26 protein-coding genes are annotated in these 23,335 nt (G+C 67.7%); 15 read left to right on the forward strand and 11 right to left on the reverse strand.

Annotated features, from left to right (window positions below; all coding sequences use genetic code 11):
• Positions 1 to 103 precede the first annotated feature (103 nt).
• Both ACZ432_RS01830 and ACZ432_RS01835 read right to left on the reverse strand, forming a co-directional pair.
• On the reverse strand, positions 104 to 349 hold the full coding sequence (locus tag ACZ432_RS01830; RefSeq protein ID WP_426963185.1) for a DUF7542 family protein: 246 nt from the start codon (positions 347 to 349) through the stop codon (positions 104 to 106).
• An 81-nt stretch (positions 350 to 430) separates the two neighbouring features.
• Entirely contained in the window at positions 431 to 946 is a 516-nt protein-coding gene (locus ACZ432_RS01835; RefSeq protein ID WP_426963184.1) for a hypothetical protein, read from the reverse strand.
• 299 nt (positions 947 to 1,245) lie between these two features.
• Between ACZ432_RS01835 and ACZ432_RS01840 the strand changes: the two genes are divergently transcribed.
• The 3 genes from ACZ432_RS01840 to ACZ432_RS01850 all read left to right on the forward strand — a co-directional run bounded on the left by ACZ432_RS01840 (position 1,246) and on the right by ACZ432_RS01850 (position 5,146).
• Positions 1,246 to 2,286 carry a transcription initiation factor IIB gene (locus ACZ432_RS01840; RefSeq protein ID WP_426963183.1) on the forward strand — a complete coding sequence of 347 codons (1,041 nt, stop codon included), beginning with the start codon at positions 1,246 to 1,248 and terminating at the stop codon, positions 2,284 to 2,286.
• Positions 2,287 to 2,475: 189 nt separating this feature from the next.
• Positions 2,476 to 3,612 (forward strand): sensor histidine kinase, encoded by a 1,137-nt coding sequence (locus ACZ432_RS01845; RefSeq protein WP_426963182.1) that lies wholly within the window; start codon positions 2,476 to 2,478, stop codon positions 3,610 to 3,612.
• A gap of 190 nt (positions 3,613 to 3,802) precedes the next feature.
• Positions 3,803 to 5,146 (forward strand): FAD-dependent oxidoreductase, encoded by a 1,344-nt coding sequence (locus tag ACZ432_RS01850; protein WP_426963181.1) that lies wholly within the window; start codon positions 3,803 to 3,805, stop codon positions 5,144 to 5,146.
• Between the two features lie 16 nt (positions 5,147 to 5,162).
• Here ACZ432_RS01850 and ACZ432_RS01855 read toward each other — a convergent pair whose 3' ends face one another.
• The 4 genes from ACZ432_RS01855 to ACZ432_RS01870 form a co-directional block, all read right to left on the reverse strand.
• On the reverse strand, positions 5,163 to 5,816 hold the full coding sequence (locus tag ACZ432_RS01855; RefSeq protein ID WP_426963180.1) for a lactate utilization protein: 654 nt from the start codon (positions 5,814 to 5,816) through the stop codon (positions 5,163 to 5,165).
• Between the two features lie 163 nt (positions 5,817 to 5,979).
• Positions 5,980 to 6,219, reverse strand: coding sequence for a DUF2249 domain-containing protein (locus ACZ432_RS01860; protein WP_426963179.1), 240 nt, complete (start codon positions 6,217 to 6,219; stop codon positions 5,980 to 5,982).
• A gap of 55 nt (positions 6,220 to 6,274) precedes the next feature.
• The gene (locus ACZ432_RS01865; RefSeq protein WP_426963177.1) at positions 6,275 to 6,853 is read right to left on the reverse strand and encodes a hypothetical protein; all 579 of its coding nucleotides are present in this window, start codon (positions 6,851 to 6,853) and stop codon (positions 6,275 to 6,277) included.
• Positions 6,850 to 7,149 (reverse strand): DUF2249 domain-containing protein, encoded by a 300-nt coding sequence (locus ACZ432_RS01870; protein WP_426963176.1) that lies wholly within the window; start codon positions 7,147 to 7,149, stop codon positions 6,850 to 6,852. Before ACZ432_RS01870 ends, ACZ432_RS01865 begins: the two co-directional genes overlap by 4 nt.
• A gap of 266 nt (positions 7,150 to 7,415) precedes the next feature.
• Here ACZ432_RS01870 and ACZ432_RS01875 point away from each other — a divergent pair, with 266 nt between their 5' ends.
• Complete coding sequence (locus tag ACZ432_RS01875; RefSeq protein WP_426963175.1) at positions 7,416 to 7,562, forward strand: hypothetical protein; 147 nt, start codon at positions 7,416 to 7,418, stop codon at positions 7,560 to 7,562.
• Positions 7,563 to 7,731: 169 nt separating this feature from the next.
• Here the strand turns inward: ACZ432_RS01875 and ACZ432_RS01880 are convergent, their stop codons facing one another.
• Together ACZ432_RS01880 and ACZ432_RS01885 are read right to left on the reverse strand one after the other, a co-directional pair.
• Entirely contained in the window at positions 7,732 to 8,100 is a 369-nt protein-coding gene (locus ACZ432_RS01880) for a cupin domain-containing protein (RefSeq protein ID WP_464378851.1), read from the reverse strand.
• Positions 8,097 to 8,327, reverse strand: a complete 231-nt coding sequence (locus ACZ432_RS01885; RefSeq protein ID WP_426963173.1) for a DUF2249 domain-containing protein — start codon at positions 8,325 to 8,327, stop codon at positions 8,097 to 8,099. Before ACZ432_RS01885 ends, ACZ432_RS01880 begins: the two co-directional genes overlap by 4 nt.
• A gap of 90 nt (positions 8,328 to 8,417) precedes the next feature.
• Between ACZ432_RS01885 and ACZ432_RS01890 the strand changes: the two genes are divergently transcribed.
• On the forward strand, positions 8,418 to 9,833 hold the full coding sequence (locus tag ACZ432_RS01890) for a hypothetical protein (protein WP_426963172.1): 1,416 nt from the start codon (positions 8,418 to 8,420) through the stop codon (positions 9,831 to 9,833).
• An 809-nt stretch (positions 9,834 to 10,642) separates the two neighbouring features.
• Here the strand turns inward: ACZ432_RS01890 and ACZ432_RS01895 are convergent.
• Positions 10,643 to 11,419 carry an IclR family transcriptional regulator gene (locus tag ACZ432_RS01895; protein WP_426963171.1) on the reverse strand — a complete coding sequence of 259 codons (777 nt, stop codon included), beginning with the start codon at positions 11,417 to 11,419 and terminating at the stop codon, positions 10,643 to 10,645.
• Between the two features lie 142 nt (positions 11,420 to 11,561).
• On the opposite strand from ACZ432_RS01895, the gene ACZ432_RS01900 reads away from it, so the two are divergent.
• From ACZ432_RS01900 to ACZ432_RS01945, 10 genes are all read left to right on the forward strand, one after another.
• The gene (locus ACZ432_RS01900; protein WP_426963170.1) at positions 11,562 to 12,665 is read left to right on the forward strand and encodes an ABC transporter ATP-binding protein; all 1,104 of its coding nucleotides are present in this window, start codon (positions 11,562 to 11,564) and stop codon (positions 12,663 to 12,665) included.
• A 10-nt stretch (positions 12,666 to 12,675) separates the two neighbouring features.
• On the forward strand, positions 12,676 to 13,479 hold the full coding sequence (locus ACZ432_RS01905) for a creatininase family protein (protein WP_426963169.1): 804 nt from the start codon (positions 12,676 to 12,678) through the stop codon (positions 13,477 to 13,479).
• Positions 13,480 to 13,552: 73 nt separating this feature from the next.
• The gene (locus ACZ432_RS01910; RefSeq protein WP_426963168.1) at positions 13,553 to 14,899 is read left to right on the forward strand and encodes an ABC transporter substrate-binding protein; all 1,347 of its coding nucleotides are present in this window, start codon (positions 13,553 to 13,555) and stop codon (positions 14,897 to 14,899) included.
• A gap of 9 nt (positions 14,900 to 14,908) precedes the next feature.
• Positions 14,909 to 15,847 (forward strand): carbohydrate ABC transporter permease, encoded by a 939-nt coding sequence (locus tag ACZ432_RS01915; RefSeq protein ID WP_426963167.1) that lies wholly within the window; start codon positions 14,909 to 14,911, stop codon positions 15,845 to 15,847.
• Positions 15,844 to 16,689 carry a carbohydrate ABC transporter permease gene (locus ACZ432_RS01920; RefSeq protein WP_426963166.1) on the forward strand — a complete coding sequence of 282 codons (846 nt, stop codon included), beginning with the start codon at positions 15,844 to 15,846 and terminating at the stop codon, positions 16,687 to 16,689. The genes ACZ432_RS01915 and ACZ432_RS01920 overlap by 4 nt, the downstream gene beginning before the upstream one ends.
• A gap of 110 nt (positions 16,690 to 16,799) precedes the next feature.
• Positions 16,800 to 17,939: a hypothetical protein gene (locus tag ACZ432_RS01925; protein ID WP_426963165.1), complete on the forward strand. Its 1,140-nt coding sequence runs from the start codon at positions 16,800 to 16,802 to the stop codon at positions 17,937 to 17,939.
• A gap of 42 nt (positions 17,940 to 17,981) precedes the next feature.
• Entirely contained in the window at positions 17,982 to 19,148 is a 1,167-nt protein-coding gene (locus tag ACZ432_RS01930; RefSeq protein WP_426963164.1) for a mandelate racemase/muconate lactonizing enzyme family protein, read from the forward strand.
• A 96-nt stretch (positions 19,149 to 19,244) separates the two neighbouring features.
• Positions 19,245 to 20,087 carry an SDR family NAD(P)-dependent oxidoreductase gene (locus ACZ432_RS01935; RefSeq protein ID WP_426963163.1) on the forward strand — a complete coding sequence of 281 codons (843 nt, stop codon included), beginning with the start codon at positions 19,245 to 19,247 and terminating at the stop codon, positions 20,085 to 20,087.
• Positions 20,084 to 20,743 carry a carbohydrate-binding family 9-like protein gene (locus tag ACZ432_RS01940; protein WP_426963162.1) on the forward strand — a complete coding sequence of 220 codons (660 nt, stop codon included), beginning with the start codon at positions 20,084 to 20,086 and terminating at the stop codon, positions 20,741 to 20,743. Before ACZ432_RS01935 ends, ACZ432_RS01940 begins: the two co-directional genes overlap by 4 nt.
• Before the next feature lie 82 nt (positions 20,744 to 20,825).
• On the forward strand, positions 20,826 to 21,200 hold the full coding sequence (locus ACZ432_RS01945) for a Rid family detoxifying hydrolase (protein ID WP_426963161.1): 375 nt from the start codon (positions 20,826 to 20,828) through the stop codon (positions 21,198 to 21,200).
• 471 nt (positions 21,201 to 21,671) lie between these two features.
• On the opposite strand, the gene ACZ432_RS01950 is transcribed toward ACZ432_RS01945, so the two are convergent.
• Positions 21,672 to 22,127, reverse strand: coding sequence for a DUF892 family protein (locus ACZ432_RS01950; protein WP_426963160.1), 456 nt, complete (start codon positions 22,125 to 22,127; stop codon positions 21,672 to 21,674).
• Between the two features lie 81 nt (positions 22,128 to 22,208).
• Complete coding sequence (gene nirK, locus ACZ432_RS01955) at positions 22,209 to 23,321, reverse strand: copper-containing nitrite reductase (RefSeq protein ID WP_426963159.1); 1,113 nt, start codon at positions 23,319 to 23,321, stop codon at positions 22,209 to 22,211.
• Positions 23,322 to 23,335 lie beyond the last annotated feature (14 nt).

The following is a 23,335-nucleotide window of genomic DNA, read 5'->3' on the forward strand; positions in this document are numbered from 1 at the left end:
AGGTCGCGGTCGGTCCGGGATTGCGATCACTGCGACCGCTGGGCGGGAGGGTCTTTCGGTCGCGCCGGGGCTACCGGCGGCCGCGGCGGCCCGACCTCTCGCGTTACTCGTCCCGCAGGCGGTCGGGCGTCAGCGGCGTGTCCGGGTTCCCGCACCGCTCGCGGCCGCAGACGCCGGCGTCCGCTCCCGCGCGCTCGACGCCAGGGGAGAGCCCGCCGATCTCCCAGTCCGGCTCGTGGCCGGTCTCGCGGCGGTGCCGCGCGACGTGTTCGCGGGCGGGTCGGAGGGTTTCGAACCGCTCACGGAGGTCGCAGTCCGGGCAGGTCACGGTGACGCCGCGGTCGGTCATGAGTGATCAGTCCGATTCGGGCGGACAAAACGCCGTCGGCTCCGCTTCGAAATCGTGGAGGGGACCGTCGCGAACCCCGTATCAGCCCGCGTGCTCGTCGTCCGGCTCCTCGTCGCTCGCCGCCTCCAGCACCGTCTGCCGCTCGGGGAAGTACGCCGGAGCGTCGCGGTCGGCCTCGAACGCGGCCACGCGCTCCAGCGCCTCGCGGCCGTCCGCGGCCTCCGCCGCCAGTTCGTCCGCGAGTTCCTCGTACGCGGCCGCCAGGTCGCGGAACGTGGCGATGCGCGCCTGCTTCGCCTCCACGAGCGACTGCTTCCGCTCGATCTCCCGCTCCAGGTCCGCGAGCGGGTCCTCCGCGGGCGCGGCGTCCGGACTCGGCTCGGGGGGCGTCGCGGTCGGGGCGTCCGGGCGGTCGGCGCTGCCCGTCTCCGCCTCGTCGACGCGCTCGCGGAACGAGTCGAGCAAGTCGTCCACCTCGTCCAGCAGCTCCTCCGCCTCCGCGGTCATGGTGTCGACCGACCCCGACAACAGGCCCGCTTGCGTCCGACAGTAGTCGACGAACTCCTCGACCGAGAGGTCGGGGCCGTCCTCGCTCATACATCCCCGTCCGCGGCGACGCCCGAAGGGTCTTCGGGGATCGTCCCCGCCGAAGCAGTATTTAAACCACGGTTTCTGTCGGCGACCGCGGGTCGGGGAACGGGACTCCCGAAACGCCTCTGTGTCTGTGTCTCAACCCCGAGAGAAGACGATCAGGGTTGTTCATCCGAGTCCCATGTGTGCGTGTCACACGATGGATTTATATACTCCTGTCACCTAACTATGAGTGAAGCAAACCACTGAAAGGCACATCGTTTATTTTTGTGTCTTTCGGCCCGGCGCCCTCCAGCCCATTCACAATGAGTACACCCACCTTCCGCACCCACCAGGGTACCGAGACGGACGAGCGAGACCGAACCGAGAACGCGGCCGCGGAGCGAACGGACGAGCACGCGGACGAGACCGAAAGCCAGCGCCAGCTGACCTGTCCCGAGTGTGGCGGCCAGCTCGCATCCGACACCGAGCACGGCGAGACGGTCTGTGCCGACTGCGGCCTCGTCGTCGACGACGACGAGATCGACCGCGGGCCGGAGTGGCGCGCGTTCGACTCCAATGAGCGCGACAGCAAGTCGCGCGTCGGCGCCCCGACGACGAACATGATGCACGACAAGGGGCTCTCGACGAACATCGGCTGGCAGGACAAGGACGCCTACGGCAACAGCCTCTCGTCGAGCCAGCGCCAGAAGATGCAGCGGCTGCGCACGTGGAACGAGCGGTTCCGCACCCGAGATTCGAAGGAGCGCAACCTGAAGCAGGCGCTCGGCGAGATCGAGCGGATGGCCTCCGCGCTCGGCCTCCCGGACAACGTCCGCGAGACCGCCTCCGTCATCTACCGACAGGCACTCGAGCAGGACATGCTCCCGGGCCGCTCCATCGAGGGGATGGCGACCGCGAGCCTGCAGGCCGCCGCCCGCATGGAGCAGGTGCCGCGCTCGATCGACGAGATCGCGGCCGTCAGCCGCGTCGACGCCGAGGAGTTCAAGCGCGCGTACCGCTACATCAACCGCGAGCTCAAACTCGAGATCAAGCCGGCCGACCCGGTCCAGTACGTCCCCCGGTTCGCGTCCGACCTCGACGTGCCGGACGAGACCGAGCGGCTCGCCCGCGAACTGCTCGAGGACGCCAAGAAGCAGAACGTCCACTCCGGCAAGTCGCCGGTGGGGCTCGCCGCGGCCGCGCTGTACGCCGCCGGCATGCTCACCAACCTCGACGTGACGCAGGCGGAGGTCAGCGAGGTGACCGACATGAGCGAGGTCACCATCCGTAACCGGTACCAGGAACTGCTCGAGGCGCAGGAGGCGACCTCCCCGGTCTTCGGCGGCGAGGCGGCCGAGGCCTGACGACGCGGTCCGCCTCCGTCGACCGCTTTCCCGGATCCGCACGATGCGATTTCCGAGCGTTCTCCGACCCGGGGACTCGCGTTCAGCCTTCGAACCGTTGACTGAACCCGAACGCGCACGTAACCCCCGTTATTTCTTAAGTAATCCTTATCAGCATCTGCGAGAGAGGCTGACGGAGCGATCAGTTTCATGACGGACATCGAGGATTCGGCTGCGGCGCGCGCGGAGATCTACCGGCTGGCCGACGACGAGGACCTCGACGCCGACGAGACGGTCCGGCGCGTGATAGCGGTGGCACGCGAGCACCTCGGCGTCGACAACTCCCACGTCACGCGGATCGATCCGGATAGCGACTACTGGGTCGCGACCGAGAGCACGGACCCGCCCGACGGCGACTACCCCGCGGGCGTCGTCCGCAGCTACGAGGAGTCCTACTGCAAGCGGACGATCGAGCGCGGCGAGACGGTCGCGCTCCATCACGCGGCCGAACAGGGGTGGGCGGGCGAGCGCGCCTACGAGGTGCACGGCCTCGAGACGTACCTCGGCGTCCCCTTCGAGACGACCCAGGACGAGCTCGGCACGATCTGTTTCGTCTCGTCGGCGCCGCGCGACCGTCCCTTCTCCGACGCCGAGGTGACGTTCGCGGAGCTCGTCGCCCGGATCGTCAGACACGAGATGGAATGGGAGCGGGCCGAGACGCGGATCGAGCGGCTGGAGTCGTTCGCGGGCGTGATCGCTCACGACCTCCGAAACCCGCTCGCGGTGGCGCTGGGACGGGTCGACATCGAGCGGGAGGGGAACGACTCCGAGCACCTCTCGACCGCGGCGCGTGCGCTCGACCGGATCGACGAGCTCGTGTCCGACCTGCTCACGCTGGCGCGGCAGGGCCACGAGGTCCAGGACACCCAGGTCGTCTCGCTGGGCGCGACCGCGCGGGCGGCGTGGGAAGCGGTCGACACCGCCGACGCCACGCTGTCGGTCGAGGCGGACCTGAAGCTTCGGGCCGACCGGAGCCGGCTCCTCCAGCTGTTCGAGAACCTGTTCCGCAACTGCGTCGAACACGCCGGCGCGGACGTGCGGGTTCGCGTCGGCCCGCTCGCCGAGGAGCCGGGCTTTTACGTCGCCGACGACGGCCCCGGTATCCCGGCCGACCAGCGGGACGGGTTCTTCGAGTCGGCCGTCTCACGGGAAGGGGAACTGCGGCTCGGAACCGGGATCGTCGCCGCGATCGCGGACGCCCACGGCTGGGAGCCGTCGGTGACGGCGGCCGCGGACGGCGGCGCCCGGATCGAGGTCCGGGGCGTGGTCGTCGACCACCCCGTCTGACGGCGTCGCTCTTCGGCCCCTTCACGACCGCCGAACCGGGGGTTCGACGAACGACGTGAATCGGTGGCCGGAACCGGCCGAAATACCCCCTCGACGGTCGTCGATCCGTCGGGAACGGATAAACGGTGTTAAGTTGGGGGAGTGTCGACGGATAACGTAGACCGAGGCACGTGCTCGGAGGTCGGAACACATGTCAGAAGAATATGACCTAGTTATCGTCGGCGGTGGGATAAGCGGCGCGTCGCTGCTGTACACCGCGGCGAAGTTTACGGACATCGAACGGATCGCGCTGGTCGAGAAGGAGGAGGAGATCGCGGCGATCAACTCCCATCACACGAACAACTCCCAGACGCTTCACTTCGGCGACATCGAGACGAACTACACGCTGGAGAAGGCGGAGGATGTCAAGGAGGGGGCGGAGCTGCTCGCGGGCTACCTGGAGAACGTCGACCCCGACCGCGAGATGCACAGCAAGCGGAGCAAGATGGTGCTGGGCGTCGGCGACGAGGAGGTCCGCAGTCTCGAAAAGCGGTACCACGACGACGGCTTCGGCGACCTCTATCCGAAGCTCCGCCCGATCGGTCGCGACGAGATCGAGGACCTGGAGCCGAAGGTGGTGGAGGGACGCGACCCGAACACCGACATGCTCGCGCTCCAGACGCCGGACGGCTACGTCGTCGACTACGGGATGACCTCCCAGTCGTTCGTCGACGAGGCCCGCGAGGAGGACGGCGTCGACGTGCTGACGGGCACGAAGGTGACGGACATCACCGAGCAGACGGACGACTTCCGGATCGAGACGGACGCCGGCCTGCTGTACGCCGACACGACGGTCGTCGCCGCCGGCTCCCACAGCCTCCAGATCGCCCAGGAAATGGGGTACGGCGAGCACCTCTCGCTGCTCCCCGTCGCTGGCAGTTTCTTCCTCGCGGACGACTTCCTGAACGGGAAGGTGTACACCCTCCAGATGAAGAAGCTCCCGTTCGCGGCGGTCCACGGCGACGCGGACGTCCACGACGGCTCGATCACGCGCTTCGGCCCAACCGCGAAGGTCGTCCCGACGCTCGAACGCGGCCGGATCTCGACCGTGAGCGACTTCTTCGACGTGTTCGGGCTCCGCCCCGCGGCGGCGCTCAGCTACGCCAACATCCTCGCGGACCGCATCCTGCTTCCCTACGTGCTCCGGAACCTCGTGTACGACGTGCCCGAGGTCGGCAAGCGCGCGTTCCTCCCCGAGGTCCAGAAGGTCGTCCCGACCGCGGAGCTCGAGGACATCGACCGCGCGAAGGGCTACGGCGGCGTCCGCCCGCAGATCGTCGACACCGAGCGCAAGTCGCTCGACATGGGCGAGGCGAAGCTCACCGGCGACGACGTCATCTTCAACATCACGCCCTCGCCGGGCGCCTCGACGTGTCTGAAGAACGCGATGCGCGACACTCACCAGGTCATCGACTTCCTCGACGAGGAGTACGCCTTCGACGAGGAGGCGTTCCGCGAGGAGACGATCGGTCAGTTCCCGCGGCTCGAGGACTGAGCCGACCGCTTCCCCCTCAGTACCCCAGCCGTTCGCGAACGAGGACGACGGTGGTCCGCCCTTCCTCGAGTTCCTGCCGGAAGATCAGCTGCTTCGCGACGGCGCTTTCGACGCCGTAGGCGTCCTTCGCGCGCTCGTTCTCCAGGGGATAGGCGACCGACTCGAGGCGGTCGAGCGCGGCGTCGAGGTCGTCGACGATCTTGTTCACGCCGCTGACGATGACGACGTTGTCGGCGGCGAAGGGGTAGGCGCCGATCCGGCTCCCCGAGCGGTCGGCCGCGACCAGCTCGCCGGTCTCGGCGATCGCGTTGACGCTCCCGAGGAAGTAGTCGGCGGTCTGCGCCTCGCGGCGCGCGGCCTGTCGCTCCGCGTCGTCGTCGATGCTCCAGATCCGGTCGGGGAGGCTCTCCCACTCGTGGTCGCTCTCGCTCAGGTACTCCGCGAACCCGATCTCTTCGAGGGTCGTCGAGTGGCCGTTCATCACCGAGGCGCCCGCCGGAACCCGCGACTGGACGGCTTCGAGCGCGTCCGCGGCGCTGTCGACCACGGCGACCTCGAAGCCGTTGGCCTCGAGATTCGCGACGGTCTCCGCGATGGTCTCGTCGTCGGGCTGGTCGTCGAGCGACTCGTCGATCTGAGCGTCGTCTGCGTAATCGGCTTTCTGAGACATGTGGATAGATGGGACTGCGTTGCGCACCGATCGCTAGGAAAGGCGGACGCATAAGCGCTCGCGGACATCGGTGTCGGGTAGTGATCCGCGTGTTACCGGCGCCGACGGGGTCGGGGTTGGGGCTGGGATCGGGTGAGTCGGCGGACCGAGGGACCGCCGCGCGCTACGCGTGCTCGATGTGTACGCGCCACTCCCCCTCGTCGACCCGTTCCGTCCGGTAGCTGAACCCGCGGTCGTCCAGCACGTCGTACAGCGGTTCCGGCTCGAAGGAGTTGACGAGCGTCAGCGACTCGCCGGGCGGGAGCTCCTCCAGCGCCTCCTCGATGAGCGGGAACGGCGGTCCCTCGTGTTTGCGCACGTCCAGCACCTCCGTCGCGGGGTCGGAGTCGTCGGTCGTGGACATCACGCCGACGTAGGGGCCCCGGGCTCCTCCGGGTTGCCACGAACACGTTCGGGACTCAGAAGGGCGCGGAGGAGGCGCCGGAGCCGCCGTCCTCGCGGGTGCCCGTCTCCGACTCGTCGGCGCCCGACGCGGTCGGCGACTCCTCGTCGACCGCGACCTCGCCCGTCTCCAGGTATCGCTCCTCCAGCCCGGCCAGTTTCTCGTTGGTCGCCTCGCTGTGCTGATGCATCGGGGCGACGCGGACCGAGACGAGCCGGTACTCCGATTCGCTCGCGTTCCACGCGCGGAAGATCCCGGTCACCAGCGTCCCGCTCTGGGGACAGAAGGCGGTCGTCGGCGTGAACTCCACGCGGAGCACGTCCGGGGCCACGTCGTCGACCGCGTATCGCAGGCCGGCGTCGGGATGCCGGGTGTCGCGGTTGAGCTGTGCGAGGTTGTAGCCGAAGGTGGCGTCGTAGACGCCGAACTCCTCGAACCGCTCCCGGGAGGCGGCGTGGACCGCGAGGTGGTCGTCGCCGGTCAACACCTCGTGGCCGTCCAGGAACGCTCCCGGTTCGGGAAGGTGCTCGGGGACGTACGCGCCCTCCTCGTCGAAGACGTCGTCGTCCGCGTCGCCGCCGCGGAGCCAGTTCACGGCTCGGCCCTCCAGATGGCGGTGACGACCACCTTGCCGCTTTTGCCGCGCCCGTCGCTCCCGCCGTCGTCCGCCTGCTCGACCGTTTCGAAGACGTAGCCTCGGTCCGAGAGTTTCGGATAGAGGTGCTGGGGCGCGCGGTCGTTGCGCTGGATCAGGACCGTCTCGTCGTCCAGCTCCGCCAGCCGTTCGAGCGTTTGCGAGAGCGGCTTCGGCGGGCCGAGTTCCCGCACGTCGAGCGTCTCCGTGGGGCGGTGCGTCGGCGCGTTTTCGAAGTCGGCGTCCAGTCGGGGCATCGGGCGACGCTACGGACCGCGATCCCCCGGAGCTTCCCCCGAACGTGTTCGGAGCACTTGCCGTCTCAGAGAGACACCGGGGGTAGATTCGTTGCGCTTCTACGGGCGAAGCAGGCCGAGTGCCTCGGGGCTTGCCCCCGAGGTGGTTCACAGTGTTCGGTATCCCCGTCCGCAACAGAATCGTCGAAGCCCGAGTATATCTCAACACAGGGTATTACTCTCGAGTCTAGAGGTGACTTTATGTATCCTCGACAGGACATCTGGATATGGTTCGAGTAACATGTGAGGATGCTGGCGGGAACTGTGGTACTGTCTTCGAGGACATCGATGAATTGGACATCGGGAAGAAGTGCCCCATCTGCAATGAGTATCTGGATACGAGTGCCAGAAAACTGCTGAAGAAACACAGTTAGAGAACACTCAGATCCGCGACCGATCCGGTTTCCTGTCCTATAACTGACATTCAGTTAGTGATCGCCGATAGCGCGTGCCCCACGTCGAACGCTTCGGCTGTGAAGTGTCCTCGACTGGTGGGACGTTCAAAAAGCCCCGAAACGTGGAGGCCCGTTCGCGGCGCCCGCCTCAGTCGTCCGCTCGCGGCGCGAGCACGACCAGCGCGGTCGCGTCGGTGCGCGCGAGCGGCGAGACGTCGGTCTCGCCGGGGAACCGGACGAACTCGCCCGCCGCGAGGGCGACCGTCTCGTCGTTCAACTCGAGCGCGATCTCCCCGTCGAGGACGTGAATGAGGACGTCCCGTCCGGGGTGGTCGTGCGTCGGGACGCGCTCGTCGGCCGCCAGCGACAGCCTGACGGTCCGCGGCTCGGCGTCGGGGAAGACGGTCGCGTGCGGCGTCGCCTCCAGCTCTTCGAGCGAGGCCGTCTCGTAGTCGGCCGTCCGTCCGTCCGCGGCCGTCTCCTCGTCCTCGGTCGGCGTCGCGTCCGGCACGGTCACGCCTCCTTCGGCAGGTCCGCGACGAACCGCTCCGGCCCCTCCTGTTCCACCTCGTAGCCCTCCTCGTCGAACTCCGGGATCTCCGCCGCCATCTCGTAGTAGAGCGGCTGCGGGTCGTGGTCGTTCACGATGGTCAGCGACTCGCCCGGCTCCAGCGCGTGGAACGCCTCGTGGATCCGGTCGTGTCTGTTCACCGGCGGAATCTCGCGGACGTCTAGCGTCGTCATGCACTCGAGGGTTGTGGGCCCCCGAGCATCCGCCTTGAGCCGAACACGTTCGCCCGTACACCGAGGCGCGTGGCGCCCTTGGCTCCGAACATGAGCACGGTTCCCGGCGACCTCTCGACGGACGTGCAGCCACCGCTCGCGATCCCGGTCCGCCACTTCCTCGTGGGGCTGGGGTTCCTGTTCGCGGGGACGGCTGCGGGGCTGTGGGTCGCAGTCGGCGCCGCCCCGCCGTTCGCCCGCGTCGCGACCGCGCACCTGCTGCTGGTCGGCTGGGTGGCGGTAACGATCCTCGGCGCGGTCACGCAGTTCGTCCCCGTGTGGTCCGGCCTCCGACTCCACTCCCGGCGGCTGGCGAGCCTGCAACTCCTGCTCGTGGCCGGCGGCGTGCCCGGGTTCGCGGGCGCGCTCTGGCTCGGGCGCCCGGGGGCGGGCGCGCCGTTCGCGCTGGCGATGGTGCTCGGGGTCACGGTCTTCGTCTACAACGTCGCTCGGACGCTGCTCGCGGCCCGACCGTGGGACGTGACGGAGGCGCACTTCGCGCTCGCGCTCGGCTTCTTCGCGACTGCGATGACGCTGGCGACGGCGCTCGCGCTGGACTTCCGGACCACGGTGTTCCCCGTCGCCGGCGTCACGCGCGCGTCGGCGGTCGCGGCCCACGCCACGCTGGCCGTCCTCGGCGGCGTCCTGACGACGGTCGCCGGCGCGCTCTATCAGCTCGGACCGATGTTCACGCAGAGCGAGCCGGACGCGTTCGACGACCGGCTCCGCCGCGTCGAGTCCGCCGCGCTCCCGGTCGGAGTCGTCCTGTTGGCCGGCGGGCGGCTGGTCGCGTCGGCCCCGGTGGCGACGGTCGGCGGGGCCTTGGTCGCGGCCGCGGCGGCCGCCCTCGGCTGGTTCCTGCTGCGCCGGGTGCGGCGCGCGACCGGGACCCGGACGCCGATGCTCCCGCGGTACGGCGTCGTCGCGCTCGCGCTGCTGGCGTGGGGGCTGACGGCCGGCGCGGCGTGGGTCCGCGCCGCCGTCCTCGGCGCCTCCGGTCCGGGGGTCCTCGCGCCCGCGCTCAGGTTCGGCACCCCGTCCGTCGGCCCGGTCCTGCTGTTCGCGGCGATCGGCTTCGTCGTGGCGGGGACGCTGTACCACGTCGTCCCGTTCCTGATCTGGGTCCATCGGTACAGCGACCGCGTCGGACTCGAACCGGTCCCGACGATCGACGACCTCACCGGCGAACGGCTCGCGCGGGCGGACCTCGTCGCCACCGTCGGCGGGAGCGCGCTGGTGCTCGCGGCCGCGACCGCCGACCTCGTCGGCGTCGGCGCGCCGTCGATGCTCGCGCTCGCCGGCCTCGCGCTCGCCGCGCTCGGACTCTTGGCGTTCCTCGCGAATCTCCTCCGCGTCGTCGCGGTTCACGCGCCGGACGCCGCGGGGCTCCCGGCGCGGATTCTCCCGATCGGGGGCGGCGACCCGACCGGCGAGGCGACGGACGGTCCGGACCGTGGGGAGTCCTGACCGAAACCGCATCGCGACGGTGCCCCTCGACGGCCGTTCGGTAGTCCACCTCGACGCTCCGCCCCGACGTCGGTCGCGGCAGCTGATCGGCTACGCTCTTCCCCCCTCGTTCGACCTTCTGTGGGTGCGGCCATCGCCCACCCGTGCTCGTCGGCGGACACGAAAACATATCTCATCTGGTTGGATATAGAAAATATACTCAACGTGCTACTTTTTCACCGAGGGGTCAGATCGCGGAATGGGTAGAAATTCCAAAATTTTTACAAGGTCTAAAGATCTCCTGTCACACACGGTGTTCACGACTCACCGTTTGACGTGGCTGATCTCCGTGTATCTGTACGTCTTGAGTTCAGCCGTACCGTTACGGCACCTTTCACCTGCTCGACCCGTGTTTCGTTTCCCTGGGAGACCGTCTTACCCTATATGTCTACGTGAAGATGTATTTGATATATTTGTTGTTTTCCATTCTGAGTATTCTACCGTCTGTCCACTCGGCGTCCGGTCGTTTCACGTCGGTCGTGTGACTGTGAATCCGCTCGCTCGACTGTGCCGTTACGTGCGTATCGCTGTAATGCCCTCTTCGACCGATCGCGTCGCTTCGATGTCGCTCCGATGTTTTGCCAATGTCAAATTGATGTGGGCGGGATTCGGGAGTGCTCTCCGCGTTCCCCTTCGTTTCTATCGCCGGTGCTCTTCCAAATTTTGGGATACTGCTTCGAGAGGAACCTCGTTTCCGTCTTTCTCCGCCGTATTATCACGATCTTTAATTTCTATCGCGGCCGGCCGGGAGGATCGGATCGCGGCTTCCGCTACGGCGTCTGGATGTTCACTTCGATGACGTTTGCGACGTCGAGGATTCGTTCCGGCGCCGTGCTCACGAACTCGTCTTCCGGCATCCGGCTCGTCGGTGTCGAGAGGCTGATCGCACCGTAGATCGTGTCCTCGTGGACGATCGGTGCGGCGACCGCGCGGACGCCCGTGATCTGCTCTTCGTCGTTGATCGCGTAGCCGACCTGCCGGACCCGTTCCAGCTCCGCGCGGAGGGTCTCCTCGTCGGTGATCGTGTTCGGCGTCCGCGCGACGAACTGGTAGTCTGCCAGGATCTCGTCTCGCCGTGACTCGTCGAGGTGAGCGAGGATCGCCTTGCTCGCGGCCGAGCAGTGGAGGTTCCGACGAGGATACCCCTTGATCCGCGTGTAGAGATCCTCGCCGACCGCGTCGGGGCCGAACTGTTCGTACAGCAGGATCTCCCGGCCGTGACTCTCCACGACGAGGTGTGCCGCCTCGCCCGTCTCCTGTGCCAGTCTATCGACTTCCGGCTTCCCGACCTGGTACAGTCGCGACGTGGCTCTGACGTACTCCCCGAGCGGGAGCGCGAAGAGCCCGACCTGATACTCGCCGTCCTCGACTCTCACGTACCCCTTTTCCTGCATCGTCGCGAGGTACGTGTGCGTCGTGCCCGGGGAGCGATCGATCTCCTCGGCGATCTCGGTCACCGTCGCTCCTTCCTCATTTCTGAGTATTTTGAGTATGTCAAACGCGATCCCCACGGACTTGATCCGCCTCGGCGAACGATCATCGGTCATGGTTTCTCATGCCGTCGCGATCGGCATAATCTTTGTCATCGTCAAAATTGGCTGTCGACTCGGACGCGGATCCGGTCGGCGGTCCCCGCGTTGTCCGCCGATAATTTTTTGTGTGCCGCTATGGAGATGCCGACAGGCTACAATGAGCCAAGTACAGCTGTCAGACGTCACAAAAGTCTACGACGACGTGCTCGCGGTCGAGGACATCGACCTCACCGTCCGCGACGGCGAGTTCCTCGTGGTCGTCGGTCCCTCCGGGTGCGGGAAGTCGACGACGCTCCGGATGGTCGCGGGGCTGGAGACGATCTCCGGCGGCGAGATCACGATCGGGTCGGAGGTCGTCAACGACGTTCGGCCGCAGGACCGGGATATCGCGATGGTGTTCCAGAACTACGCGCTCTACCCGCACATGACCGTGCGGGAGAACATGTCCTTCGGACTGCGGCTCTCCGGGGAGTACGACGACGCCGAGATCGACGAGCGCGTCGAGGACGCCGCCGACCTCCTCGAGATCCCCGAACTCCTCGACCAGTACCCGAAGCAACTGTCCGGCGGACAACAGCAGCGGGTCGCGCTCGGTCGCTCGATCGTCCGGGACCCGGAGGTCTTCCTGATGGACGAGCCGCTGTCGAACCTCGACGCGAAGCTCCGCTCGCAGATGCGGACGGAGCTCCAGCGGCTCCACGAGGAGCTCGGGGTCACGACGATCTACGTCACGCACGACCAGACCGAGGCGATGACGATGGGCGACCGGATCGCGATCCTCAACGAGGGCGAGCTCCAGCAGATCGCGGAACCGGAGGTCTGCTACGGCGAGCCGAACAACCGGTTCGTCGCCGGGTTCATCGGCTCTCCCAGCATGAACTTCTTCGAGGTCGACGTGGAGTCAACCCCCGGGGGCATCTCCGTCACGGGGGACAGCTTCGAGACGGACCTCGACGTGTCGCTGCCGCCGGGCCGATACACGCTCGGCGTTCGCCCCGAGGACCTGTATCCGGCCGACGGGGCCGGTCGGATCCCCGCGGACGTCGACGTCGTCGAACCCATGGGCGCGGACAACTACCTCTACCTCACTCCGCCTACCGACGACGGCGGGGAGACGGAGATCATCGCCCGCGTCGACAACGAGTTCCGACCCGACCCCGGCGAGCGAGTCATGCTCGATTTCGACGTCGCGGACGTCCACTTCTTCGACGAGACGGGCGACCGGGTACCGACCGAGACGGCCGCGGAGCACGCGACGTGAGGACGGTCCAATGATCCACGAGACCATCGGTACGAACGAGTGGGAATGGGCTGGCAAACCGTACGCGGCGATCAAGGATGTCGGTCGGCAGGACGGTTCCATCCTCGTCGTTCCCGTCGGGAGCGTGGAACAGCACGGACACCACCTGCCCGTGATCACCGACACGCTCCTCGTGGAGGCGATGGTCCACGGAGCGGCGGAGTCGCTGCGGGACGACGTGCCGATCCTCGTCACGCCGCCGGTCTGGAGCGGCTTCTCGCCGCATCACCTCTCGTTCGGCGGCACGCTCTCGCTCGAGTTCGAGCACCTCAGGCAGACCCTGGAGGACATCGGCCGGACGGGGCTCGAGAACGGCTTCGACGCCGTCTGCTTCGTGAACGGGCACGGCGGGAACGCCGCCCTCATCGACGCGCTCGTGAGCACGCTCGGGAAGACGACGGACGCGGAGGTGCTCGGGACGACGTACTTCCAGCTCGCGGCGTCGGAGATCGCGGCCCTCCGCGACAGCGATCCGGGAGGCATGGCCCACGGCGGCGAGTACGAGACGTCGCTCATGCTCTACCTCCGTCCCGACCTGGTCGTGGACGCGATGATCGAGGAGGGGACGCGCTGGGACGAACACTACGAGTGGGGCGGCGGGGACCTCCTCGAGGGCGGCCAGCTCTCGGTCTACCGCGAGTTCGAGGAGTACTCGGACACGGGGGACATCGGCGCCCCGGAACTCGCCAGCGCGGAGAAGGGCGAGCGCATCCACGACATCGTGACCGACGAGCTCGGCGCCATGTTCACGGCCATCCACGAGCACAACCGATGAATCGGCGTCGCGGCGGGCGAACCGTTGTGACTACCCAAAGATATTAATAACCGCAAGTGAATGTCTAGCGCAGATGTCGACCGACAAGATTAGCGACACTGACGGGAGCATCGATCGGCGAAAAGTCCTCGAGGCGATGGGTGGCGGCGGAATCATCGCGTTGGCGGGCTGTCTCGGTGACGACGGCGGCTCCGGGGGCGGAGACGGCACCGAAGGCGGGAGCGGCGGCGGCAGCGACGACGGACGGACGATCCAGTTCCTGACGATGGGCGTCGGGGACAACATCGAGTCGTTCTTCGAGGAGAACAACGCGCAGTTCGAGGAGGAACACGACGTCACCCTCGAGTTCACCAGCGTCACCTGGGACAACGCCCAGCAGACGGTGAACAACCGCGTCGACGGGGGCGAGGCGCCCGACGTCGCTCGCTGGCCGGCCCGGTGGATCCCCCAGCTCGTCGGCAAGGGCGAGCTCGAACCGATCGACGAGCTCATGGAGGGCGACTTCGGCGACCGCTTCTACCAGGGCATGGCGGACGGCTGCATGTATCAGGGGTCCTACTACGGGGCGCCGTGGGCCGCGTCGAACAAGTGCCTCTACTACAACAAGGACGTGTTCGAGGCGGCCGGGCTCGACCCCGAGGACCCTCAGCTCGACACCTGGGAGGACATGATCGCGGCCGGCGAGCAGATCCGCGACGAGACCGACACGCCCGCGCTCGGGCTCGCGGGAGCTGACGCCATCGAGACGGGCTCGCAGTACTACCACTACCACTGGTCGCACGGCGCCGACCTGATCGACGACGAGGGGCGGCCGGTCGTGAACTCCGACGAGGGAGTCGAGGCGCTCGGGCTCTACTCCGACCTGCATCAGGAGTACGGGATCACCCAGCCCTCGCCGCTCTCGTCGACCCGACAGGACATCCGTCAGCTGTTCGAGTCCGGCGAGCTCGGCATGGTCATCGCTCACGTTTACACCGGGATCAACATCGACGCCGCGAAGGAGAACGACGAGGTCGACTTCGACTACGGGATCGTCCAGGTGCCGGCCGGCCCGGAGGGGCGGTACAGCCTGAACACGATCGACGCCGTCTCGATCTTCGCACAGACCGAGGTCAAGGACCTGGCGGAGGACCTCCTCAGGTTCTACCTCGAGCCGGACCGTCACTTCGAGTACGCGACGAACAAGGGGTTCATGCCGACCGTCGAGGAGGTCGGGGAACGCGACTACTTCCAGGAGTCGTCGAACTGGGCCCCCTACATCGAGGCCGGGCAGTACGCCCGCGCGCGGCCGAAGCTCTCGAACTTCAACGAGTTCAATAACCGCATGGTCCAGGCGATCCAGGAGGCCCTCGGCGGACAGAAGTCCCCGCAGAAGGCGCTCAACGACGCGCAGTCCGACCTCGAAGACGCGATGGAGTGATCCACACGAATGGGCACCGCAGAGGAGTACGCCGAGACGCCGGCCGGTTCGCGCCTCGAGCGGGGGGTCGACTACCTCCGCCACAACAGCCGCGCGTACCTGCTGATCGCCCCCGCGGCGATCTTCCTGCTGAGCGTCGTCGGCTATCCCATCATCGAGACGTTCCGGCTGTCGCTGTATGAATCGCCCGCCGACTCGTCGGTCGAGACGTACGTCGGGTTCCAACACTACGTCGAGATACTCGGCAGCGACATCTTCTACCAGCTCCTCTGGCAGACCGGCCGCTGGGTCGTCGTCGGGGTCGCGGGGAAGACGCTGTTGGGCCTGCTGATCGCCGTCCACCTGAAGGGCGACATCAAGGGCCGGAAGTTCTTCCGGACGGCGTTCCTGATCCCGTGGGGGATCCCGTACGCCATCTCCGCGGTCGTGTTCCGCTGGATCGAGCACCCGCAGTACGGCTACATCAACGCCGTGCTGCTCAAGCTCGGCGTCGTCGACCAGGGCGTCGGCATCCTCGGAAACCCGGACATCGCGTGGCTCGGTGTCGTCGTGGCGGACATCTGGATCGGAACGCCGTTCATGGCGATCATCTTCCTCGCGGGACTCCAGTCCATCCCGGAGGAACTGTACGAGGCGGCCGCGATCGACGGTGCCGAACGCTGGCACCAGTTCCGGTACATCACGCTGCCCCAGCTGAAGTCGGTCATCCTGATCGCCACCCTGCTGTCGACCATCTGGACGTTCGTCAGCTTCGACACCATCTGGACGATGACTCGCGGGGGACCGATCAACACCACGTCCACGCTGGTGATCTGGATCTACCAGGTCGGCCTGGAGAACGGGAACCTCGGCCGCGGCGCCGCGTTCAGCGTCATCGGGTTCCTCTTCCTCCTGGTGTTCGCCATCGTCTACCTGCGCGTCTACACGCACGGAGGTGAGGAGCTATGACGATGGCCGGCCAACAGCGGACGTGGCTCCGCAAGGTCCGCCTGTACGGGATGCTCATCGCGCTGTTGAGCGTCATGATGTTCCCGTTCTACGCGATGTTCTCGAGCACGCTCAAGACCGAGTCGGAGATATTCTCGAGTCCGGCGACGCTCGTGCCCGCGGACCCCACGATCGAGGCGTACCTGCAGGTGTGGAGCCAGACGGACGTGCTCCTGTGGGTCGCCAACAGCTTCCTGATCTCCATCGGCACCGTCGTCCTCACGCTCGCGCTGGCCATCCCGGCCGCGTACTCGTGTGCGCGGAACGACTTCATCGGGAAGCGGACGTTCCTGCTGTCCGTGCTCGTCGTGCAGATGTTCGCCCCGGTCGTGCTCATCGTCGGGCTCTTCGACGTGATCACGACCGTCGGGCTGTTCGACAGCTACCTCGCCGTCATCATCCCCGCGGCGGCGTTCACGCTGCCGTTCAACGTGTGGATGCTGTACGGCTACTTCAAGACGATCCCGGTGTCGCTCGAGGAGTCGGCGCGGATCGACGGTGCCGAACAGCGGCAGATCCTGACGAAGATCGTCTTGCCCCTGACCAAGCCGGCGCTCGTCGCGAGCGTCACCTACACGTTCCTGTACGCGTGGAACCGGCTGCTGTTCGTCCTGACGTTCCTCACGGACGCCGGGAAGTACAACGTCCCACGGGGCGTCTTCTCGATGGTCGGGGCGCTGCAGACGGACTGGCGGATGATGCTGACCGCTTCGGTCATCGGGATCATCCCGCTTCTGATCCTCTTCGCGTTCCTCGAGGAGTACATCGTCTCTGGCATGACCGCCGGCGCGGTGAAGGAGTAGCGACCCCCTCGGGGACGCTCTTCGCGGGCATCGAGAGCCCTCCGGACCGCTCTCCGCGGACGGTTTCCGCGTGACCGGAGTTTTAACTGCCTCGGCGTCGCTGTAGAGCCATGGAGTTTGCCACGTGGGCGTATCCGTGGGACGTGCGCGACGAGGGGGTCGACGCGGTCGCGTCGCGCCTCCGGGAGATCGGGATCGGGGAGCTGAACCTGGCGACGAATTATCACTCGGTGCAGGCCTTCTCCCCGCACAACCCGCAGCGGAAGACGCACTTCGCGCACGCGAGTTCGTACTTCCGGCCCGACGGCGAGTACGGGATGCTCCGACCGCACCCCTACGAGGGGATGGACGAGGACTGGGTCGACGCGATCGCGGCCGCCGCCGGGGACCTCCGGCTGACGTCGTGGACGGTCGGCTGTCACAACTCGCGGCTCGGAATGGCGAACCCCGACGCGACGCTCACGTCGCCGTACGGCGACGACCTGGTCTTCGGACTCTGCCCTTCGAACCCGGCGGTCCGCCGGTATCTGCGCTCGCTCGTCGCGGACCTCGCGTCGCGGGAGGGGTTCGACCGGATCGAGCTGGAGACGTTCGATTACTTCTACGGCACCGGCTTCGGCTGGCACCACCAGAAGATCCACGCCGAGTTGGGGACGCTCGGCGAGTTCCTGTTCGGCCTCTGTTTCTGTGACCACTGCCGGGAGCACGCCGCGGCGAGCGGGGTCGACGTCGAACGGGCGCGCGAGGCGGCCGTGACGGCCCTCGACGACATCGTCGCCGGGCGACTCCCGAGCGACACCGTTCCGGAGCAGTGGCTGCGACGGCACCCCCCCGTCGACGACTACGTGACCGTTCGCCAGGAGACGCTCACGGACCTCTACGCGGACCTGGCGGCGGCCGCGGGGGGGGCGCAACTGGGCTACTACGTCGGGATGCCCGAACCCGGCCGCGAGTGGATGGCTGGCGTCGATCCGACCGCGCTCTCCGAGCACGTCGACTACTTCTGTCTCCCGGCCTACGAGTCGAGCCGCGAGGACGTGCTCCGCGCCTACCGGCTGGTCGACGACCTGGATGCGGACGTTCCGATCCACGTCGGGCTGCTCCCCGGCCATCCCGCGATCGACGACCCGAACACGCTCTCACGCATCGTCGACGGGCTCCGCGAGGAGGGCGTCCCCCGCGTCTCCTTCTACAACTACGGGCTGCTCCCCGACCGGTCGCTGGACTGGATCGAGGCGGCAATTCGGTGAGGAGACGGTAGCTTCTTTTACGGGGCCCCTGCACTGAGTCACATGGAAATCACGGGCGTGACAGCCACGACTGTAGACGTACCGCTGGTCGACCTCGACGAACCGCTCGGCATCGGCCCGTACGTGACGAATCACGGGCAGGTCGACTCGATGGAGCGGGTCCTCGTCGAGGTCGAGACCGACGAGGGGGTCTCCGGCTGGGGCGAGATGCGGACGTTCCTCACCGCCGCGGCGACCGAGTCCGTCATCGAGGACGGGATCGGCCCCCTCATCGAGGGCCAGTCCCCGTTCGAGGTCGAGCGGCTCCGCCGGCAGGTCTTCATCGAGTACACGAACGTCGAGCTGTTCTTCGCCGCCGTCGAGACCGCCTGCTGGGACATCGCCGGCAAGGCGCTCGAGAAGCCCGTCTACGAGCTGCTGGGCGGGTCGACGGCGCCGGAGCAGACGACCGCGATGAACGCGGACGCGGCGGACCGCGAGTCCGGCACCGACCGGGACGTCGAGTTCGCGTTCTGTCTCGGGATCCTTCCGCCCGCCGAGTCGCGCGCGAAGGCCCGCGAGGCGGTCGACGCCGGCTTCTCGGTGCTCAAGACCAAGGCCGGCCGCGACTGGCAACAGGACGTGGCCCGTATCGAGGCCATGCACGACGAGGTCGACGGCGCCCTGGAGTTCCGGCTCGACCCGAACCAGGGCTGGTCGCTCGACCAGGCCGTCCGCGTCGGCGCGGCGCTGGAGGATTCGGGGATCTACCTCCAGTACATGGAGCAGCCGATCCGGGTCAACGCTCACGACTCGCTGGCCACCCTGCGGAAGCGGCTCCGGCAGCCGATCGCGCCGAACGAGGACACCTACATCCCGAACAACCTGCGGTCGCTCGTCGACGCCGGCGCCATGGACGTCGCCGTGCTGGACCTCACGCCCGCGGGCGGGATCAGCGGGCTCCGGCAGCAGGCCTCGATCGTCGAGGACGCGGGCGTCCCGTTCACGCACCACTGCGCGTTCGATCTGGGGATCCGAACCGCGGCCATCCTCCAGGCGGTCCACGGAATTCCGGGCTTCTCGCTCCCGCCGGACACGACCTACTACGCCTGGCAGGACGACGTCATCGCCGACCCCTTCGAGGTCACGGACGGCTGCATGCGCGTCCCCGACGAGCCCGGGCTCGGGGTCGAGATCGACCGGGAAATGGTCGAGCGGTACGAGGTCTAGCGCCGCGCGTTTCCCACCGCGGATCGACCGCGTTCCTCGACGTCCGCCGCTCGCGTCGGAACCTTCTTTATCGCCCCCGCTGATGGTTCAGCCGACATGGTCGAGCTGTCACTAGCGGACCGTCCGGCGATCGTGACCGGCGCATCACGCGGCATCGGGAAGGAGATCGCGGCGGCGTTCGCCGAGGCGGGCGGCGACGTGGCGATCTGCTCGCGGACGTACGAGGACGTCGCGGCCGTCGCGGAGGAGCTCACGGACGCGCACGACGGGCGCGTCGTTCCGGTCGAGTGTGACGTGACCGACGCGGACGCCGTCCGCGACCTCGTCGACACGGCGGTCGAGGAGTTCGGGGACCTCCGCGTCCTCGTCAACAACGCGGGCGGCTCCGTCGAGTCGGCGGACCTGCTCCACCGGTGTAGCGAGGAGGAGTTCGAGTGGATGCTGGAGCTGAACCTGAAGGCCCCCTACCTCCTCGCTCGGGAGGCGCTGCCGGCGATGATCGCCGCCGGCGGCGGGTCGATGGTCCACGTCGGCTCGGTGAACGGGCTCTTCGGGATCGGGCTCGCGGGCTACTCGGAGGCGAAGAGCGGACTCCTCGCGCTGTCGCGGAACATCGCCACCCACTACGGGCAGTACGGGATCCGGTCGAACGTGCTCTCGGCGGGGACGATCGAGACCCAGAACCGCCGCGATGAGATGGAGAGCACGGAGGAGCGGTCGGGCGGGACGAGCGCCCGCGACCGGTGGCTCGACCAGTACCCGCTCGGTCGGTTCGGCCGACCGCGCGAGGTCGCGGACACCGCGCTGTTCCTGGCCAGCGACCGCTCCGGCTTCATCACCGGCGAGAACGTCGTCGTCGACGGGGGTCTGACCGCGGGGCTGCCGCAGTCGTTCGAGAACGAGATCTATCAGGCCGACGAGCCGCCGACCGGTCGATGAGGACGACCGCGGTTCGCCGCGTCTCCAAGTCGCCGCCGCTCGGCGGGGACGTGGCGGGGACGGCGTGGGAGCGCGCGGATCCCGTTCCGATCGACCGGTTCCGCTGGACCGCTCCCGAGCGGCGGCCGTCCACGACCGCGAGAGTGCTGTACGACGACGAGACGCTGTACCTGCACTACGAGGTGGTCGACGGGCACAGCTACGCGACGGCGACGCGGCTGAACGGGCCGGTGTGGGAGGACAGCTGCGTCGAGTTCTTCGCCGCTCCGCGGCCGGCGAGCGGCGACGCGTACGTCAACCTCGAGGTGAACTGCGTCGGGACCTTCCGGCTGGGCTACGGGGCCGGTCGCACGGACCGGGCGCTCGTGGACCCGGAAGCGGCGGGCGACGTCCGGATCCGGAGTTCGATCGACGGCCCCACGAAGGATCCCGAACCCGACGACGAGGGGTGGTGGGTCGCGGCGGCGCTCCCGTTCGAGACCCTGGGCGCCCTCGCCGGCGACGCGGTCGCCCCGGTGTCGGGCGATCGGTGGCGCGCGAACTTCTACCGGATCCGGAAGCGGCCGGAGCCGCTCTACGCGGCGTGGAACCCGGTCGACGCGCCGGAACCGGACTTCCACCGTCCCGCGGAGTTCGGGGAGCTCCGGTTCCGGTGACGGCGGGCCGTCGATCCGGTGCCGTCCGGCCCGGCGGCGCGCTGACGAAAGATACAAGCGGTCGCTGTGAGACACTCGACGTATGCAGGAAGTCAGCACTGACGACGCGCCGGACGCGATCGGACCGTACTCGCAGGGGATCATCGACGACGGCCGGGTCTACGTCTCCGGACAGGGTCCAGTCGACCCGCAGTCCGGCGAGGTCGTCTCCGAGGACGTGAGCGAACAGACCGCACGGACGCTGGAGAACGTCGCCGCGATCCTCGAGGCGGCGGGTACGTCGCTGGAGAACGTCGTCCACGCGAACGTCTACGTCACCGACATGGACGATTACGACGCCGTCAACGAGGTGTACGCCGAGTACATGAGCGAACCGTACCCGGCACGGGCCGCCATGGAGGTCTCCCGGCTCCCCATCGACATCGGGGTCGAAATCGAAGTCGTCGCCAGCGCGTGAGGCGACCGCGACCCGGCTGACCCCGCTCCCGTCCACCTGCCGCGGCGGGTCCACTTCGACCTTCGCGGCACTCAGTGTCCGCACCTGCTTCCGTGTCTACCCGCGGGCCTTTTTGTGTCTGGTTATTTATGAAACTACAAAAAGAACGATAAGTAGACAATACGCGCTGTGGACACTTTTCTCTTAATCACAAAAAATCTCTCTTTACAGGGTGAAAATTAGAATATCAGCCGAATCTCTCCCATATTTACATTTTTATTTGTGTTTATATCTTGGTTAGGAAACCGACCGTCTGAAAATATATGAGATCCGTCATTCAATTTTTCTTGTCATTACCTCTGTTCGATGGTCGAACCGGCGTGCCGGCCGTCGGGTCTCGATCCCGATGGCGGCACCGTCAGCCGGCGGGGCGTCCGCGGCCGACTCGCGTCGAGTCACCCTCCCGCTGACGCGGGTCCGGCGGAGCCGGTTTCAGTCGCTGCTGTACTCCTTCTCGAAGCCGCGGAACTCCGTGCGGTGGGCCTCCTCGTCCGCGAGGACGGTGACCGCGAGGTCCTCGGTGACGGGGTCGCCGGCCTCCTCGGCCGCGTCGACGAGGGAGCGGTACGTCTCGATGGCGTCCTCCTCGGCGTCGAGCACGCCCCGGATCACGGAGAGCACGTCCGTCGAGTCCTCGGGCGGCTGCAGGGAGTCCTGCCGGGCGGTGAACTCCGCCGACCCCGGCGGGCGGGCGTCGAGCTGTTTGAGGCGCTGGCCGATCTGTTCGGCGTGTCCCAGCTCCTCCTGGATGTCCTGTTTGAGGCTCTCCTTGATCTCCTCGGCGCGGACGCCGTCGAGGACGATGGCGTTCGTCTGGTAGTTCATCACCGTCTCGATCTCGTCGCTGTAGGCCTTGCGCAGCAGGTCGATGACGCGGTCTGATGTCATGCGGTCACACCATTCGCGCCGGGGGGCAAAAGCGGTGCGGCGACCCTCGCCGGCCGGGACCGCTCCCTGCCGGGAGGTCGATCAGGCGTCCTCGTCGTACACGTCGGGGTTCTCCTCGCCTTCGACCTGCACCACGCCGAGGGCGCCGCGGCGGCCCGCCCGGCTGAGCGCGTGGTCGACGATCTTGATCGGGCCGGGCACCGGCGTCTCCATCTCGGCGGCGGTGACGGTACCGGGCGCGACCGGCGTCGTCTCGACGTTTCGGGCCGGCTCGCTCAGCACGTCGCCGTCGCGGTAGAGCCGCGCCCAGACGTTGCCGATCGGGTGCCACGAGCTGATCTTGTTCGGACCGCCGTTCGCGAAGTAGACGCGGACGGTCTCGTCCCGCTGGACCGTCACGGGCCCGTAGCCGTCCGCGGTGAACGCGTACGGCTCGCCGTTGAAGACGACGTAGGTCGGCTCCTCGTTCTCCATCGCCTCGCGGTCGAAAGCGTGGTGGCCCTCCTCGCCGACCTCGCCGGTCGTGTACAGCTCGTGCTGGCCGAAGTAGAGCTCGCGGTCCACCTCGGGGAGTCCCTCCTTCGGCTCGACGATCACCGCGCCGAACATGCCCGAGCTGATGTGCACGTCCATGTTCGGCACCGCGCAGTGGTAGATGTGGACGCCGGGGTAGCTGGCGGTGAACTCGATGACTGCCGCGTCGTCGCCGGGCGCGAGCGTCGTCGCCTCCGCGCCGCCGCCCGGGCCGTAGATGGCGTGCGAGTCGACGTTGTGCGGGAGCTCGTTCTCGTCCGCGGGCACCTCGAAGCGCAGGCGCACGCGGTCGCCCTCCCTGACGCGAAGCATCGGCCCGGGGATCTGCCCGTCGTAGGTCATGTAGTCGAAGGTGACGCCGGGTTCGATCTCGGCGGTCACCTCCTCCGCGGTCAGCGTGAACTCCAGCTCCCGCGGCTCGTCGCGGTCGATCGGGTCGGGGACCGCGGTCGGGTCCGCGGCGACCCGGTCGACGTCGACCGGCTTCGCGGGGTCGAGGCTCGCGGCCGCGGCCTCCGTCGACGGTCCCGCGTCCGACGGCTCGTCCACGTCGTTCGTCTGCGCCGCCGGCGCCGAGACGCAGCCCGACAGCAGGGCCGCACCGCCGAGGCCGACGGTGGTCAGGAACTGTCGCCGTCCGGTCTGCGTCGTGTGGGACATTGGGTTTCCCTCCA

It is taken from the genome of Haloparvum alkalitolerans (assembly GCF_055381565.1).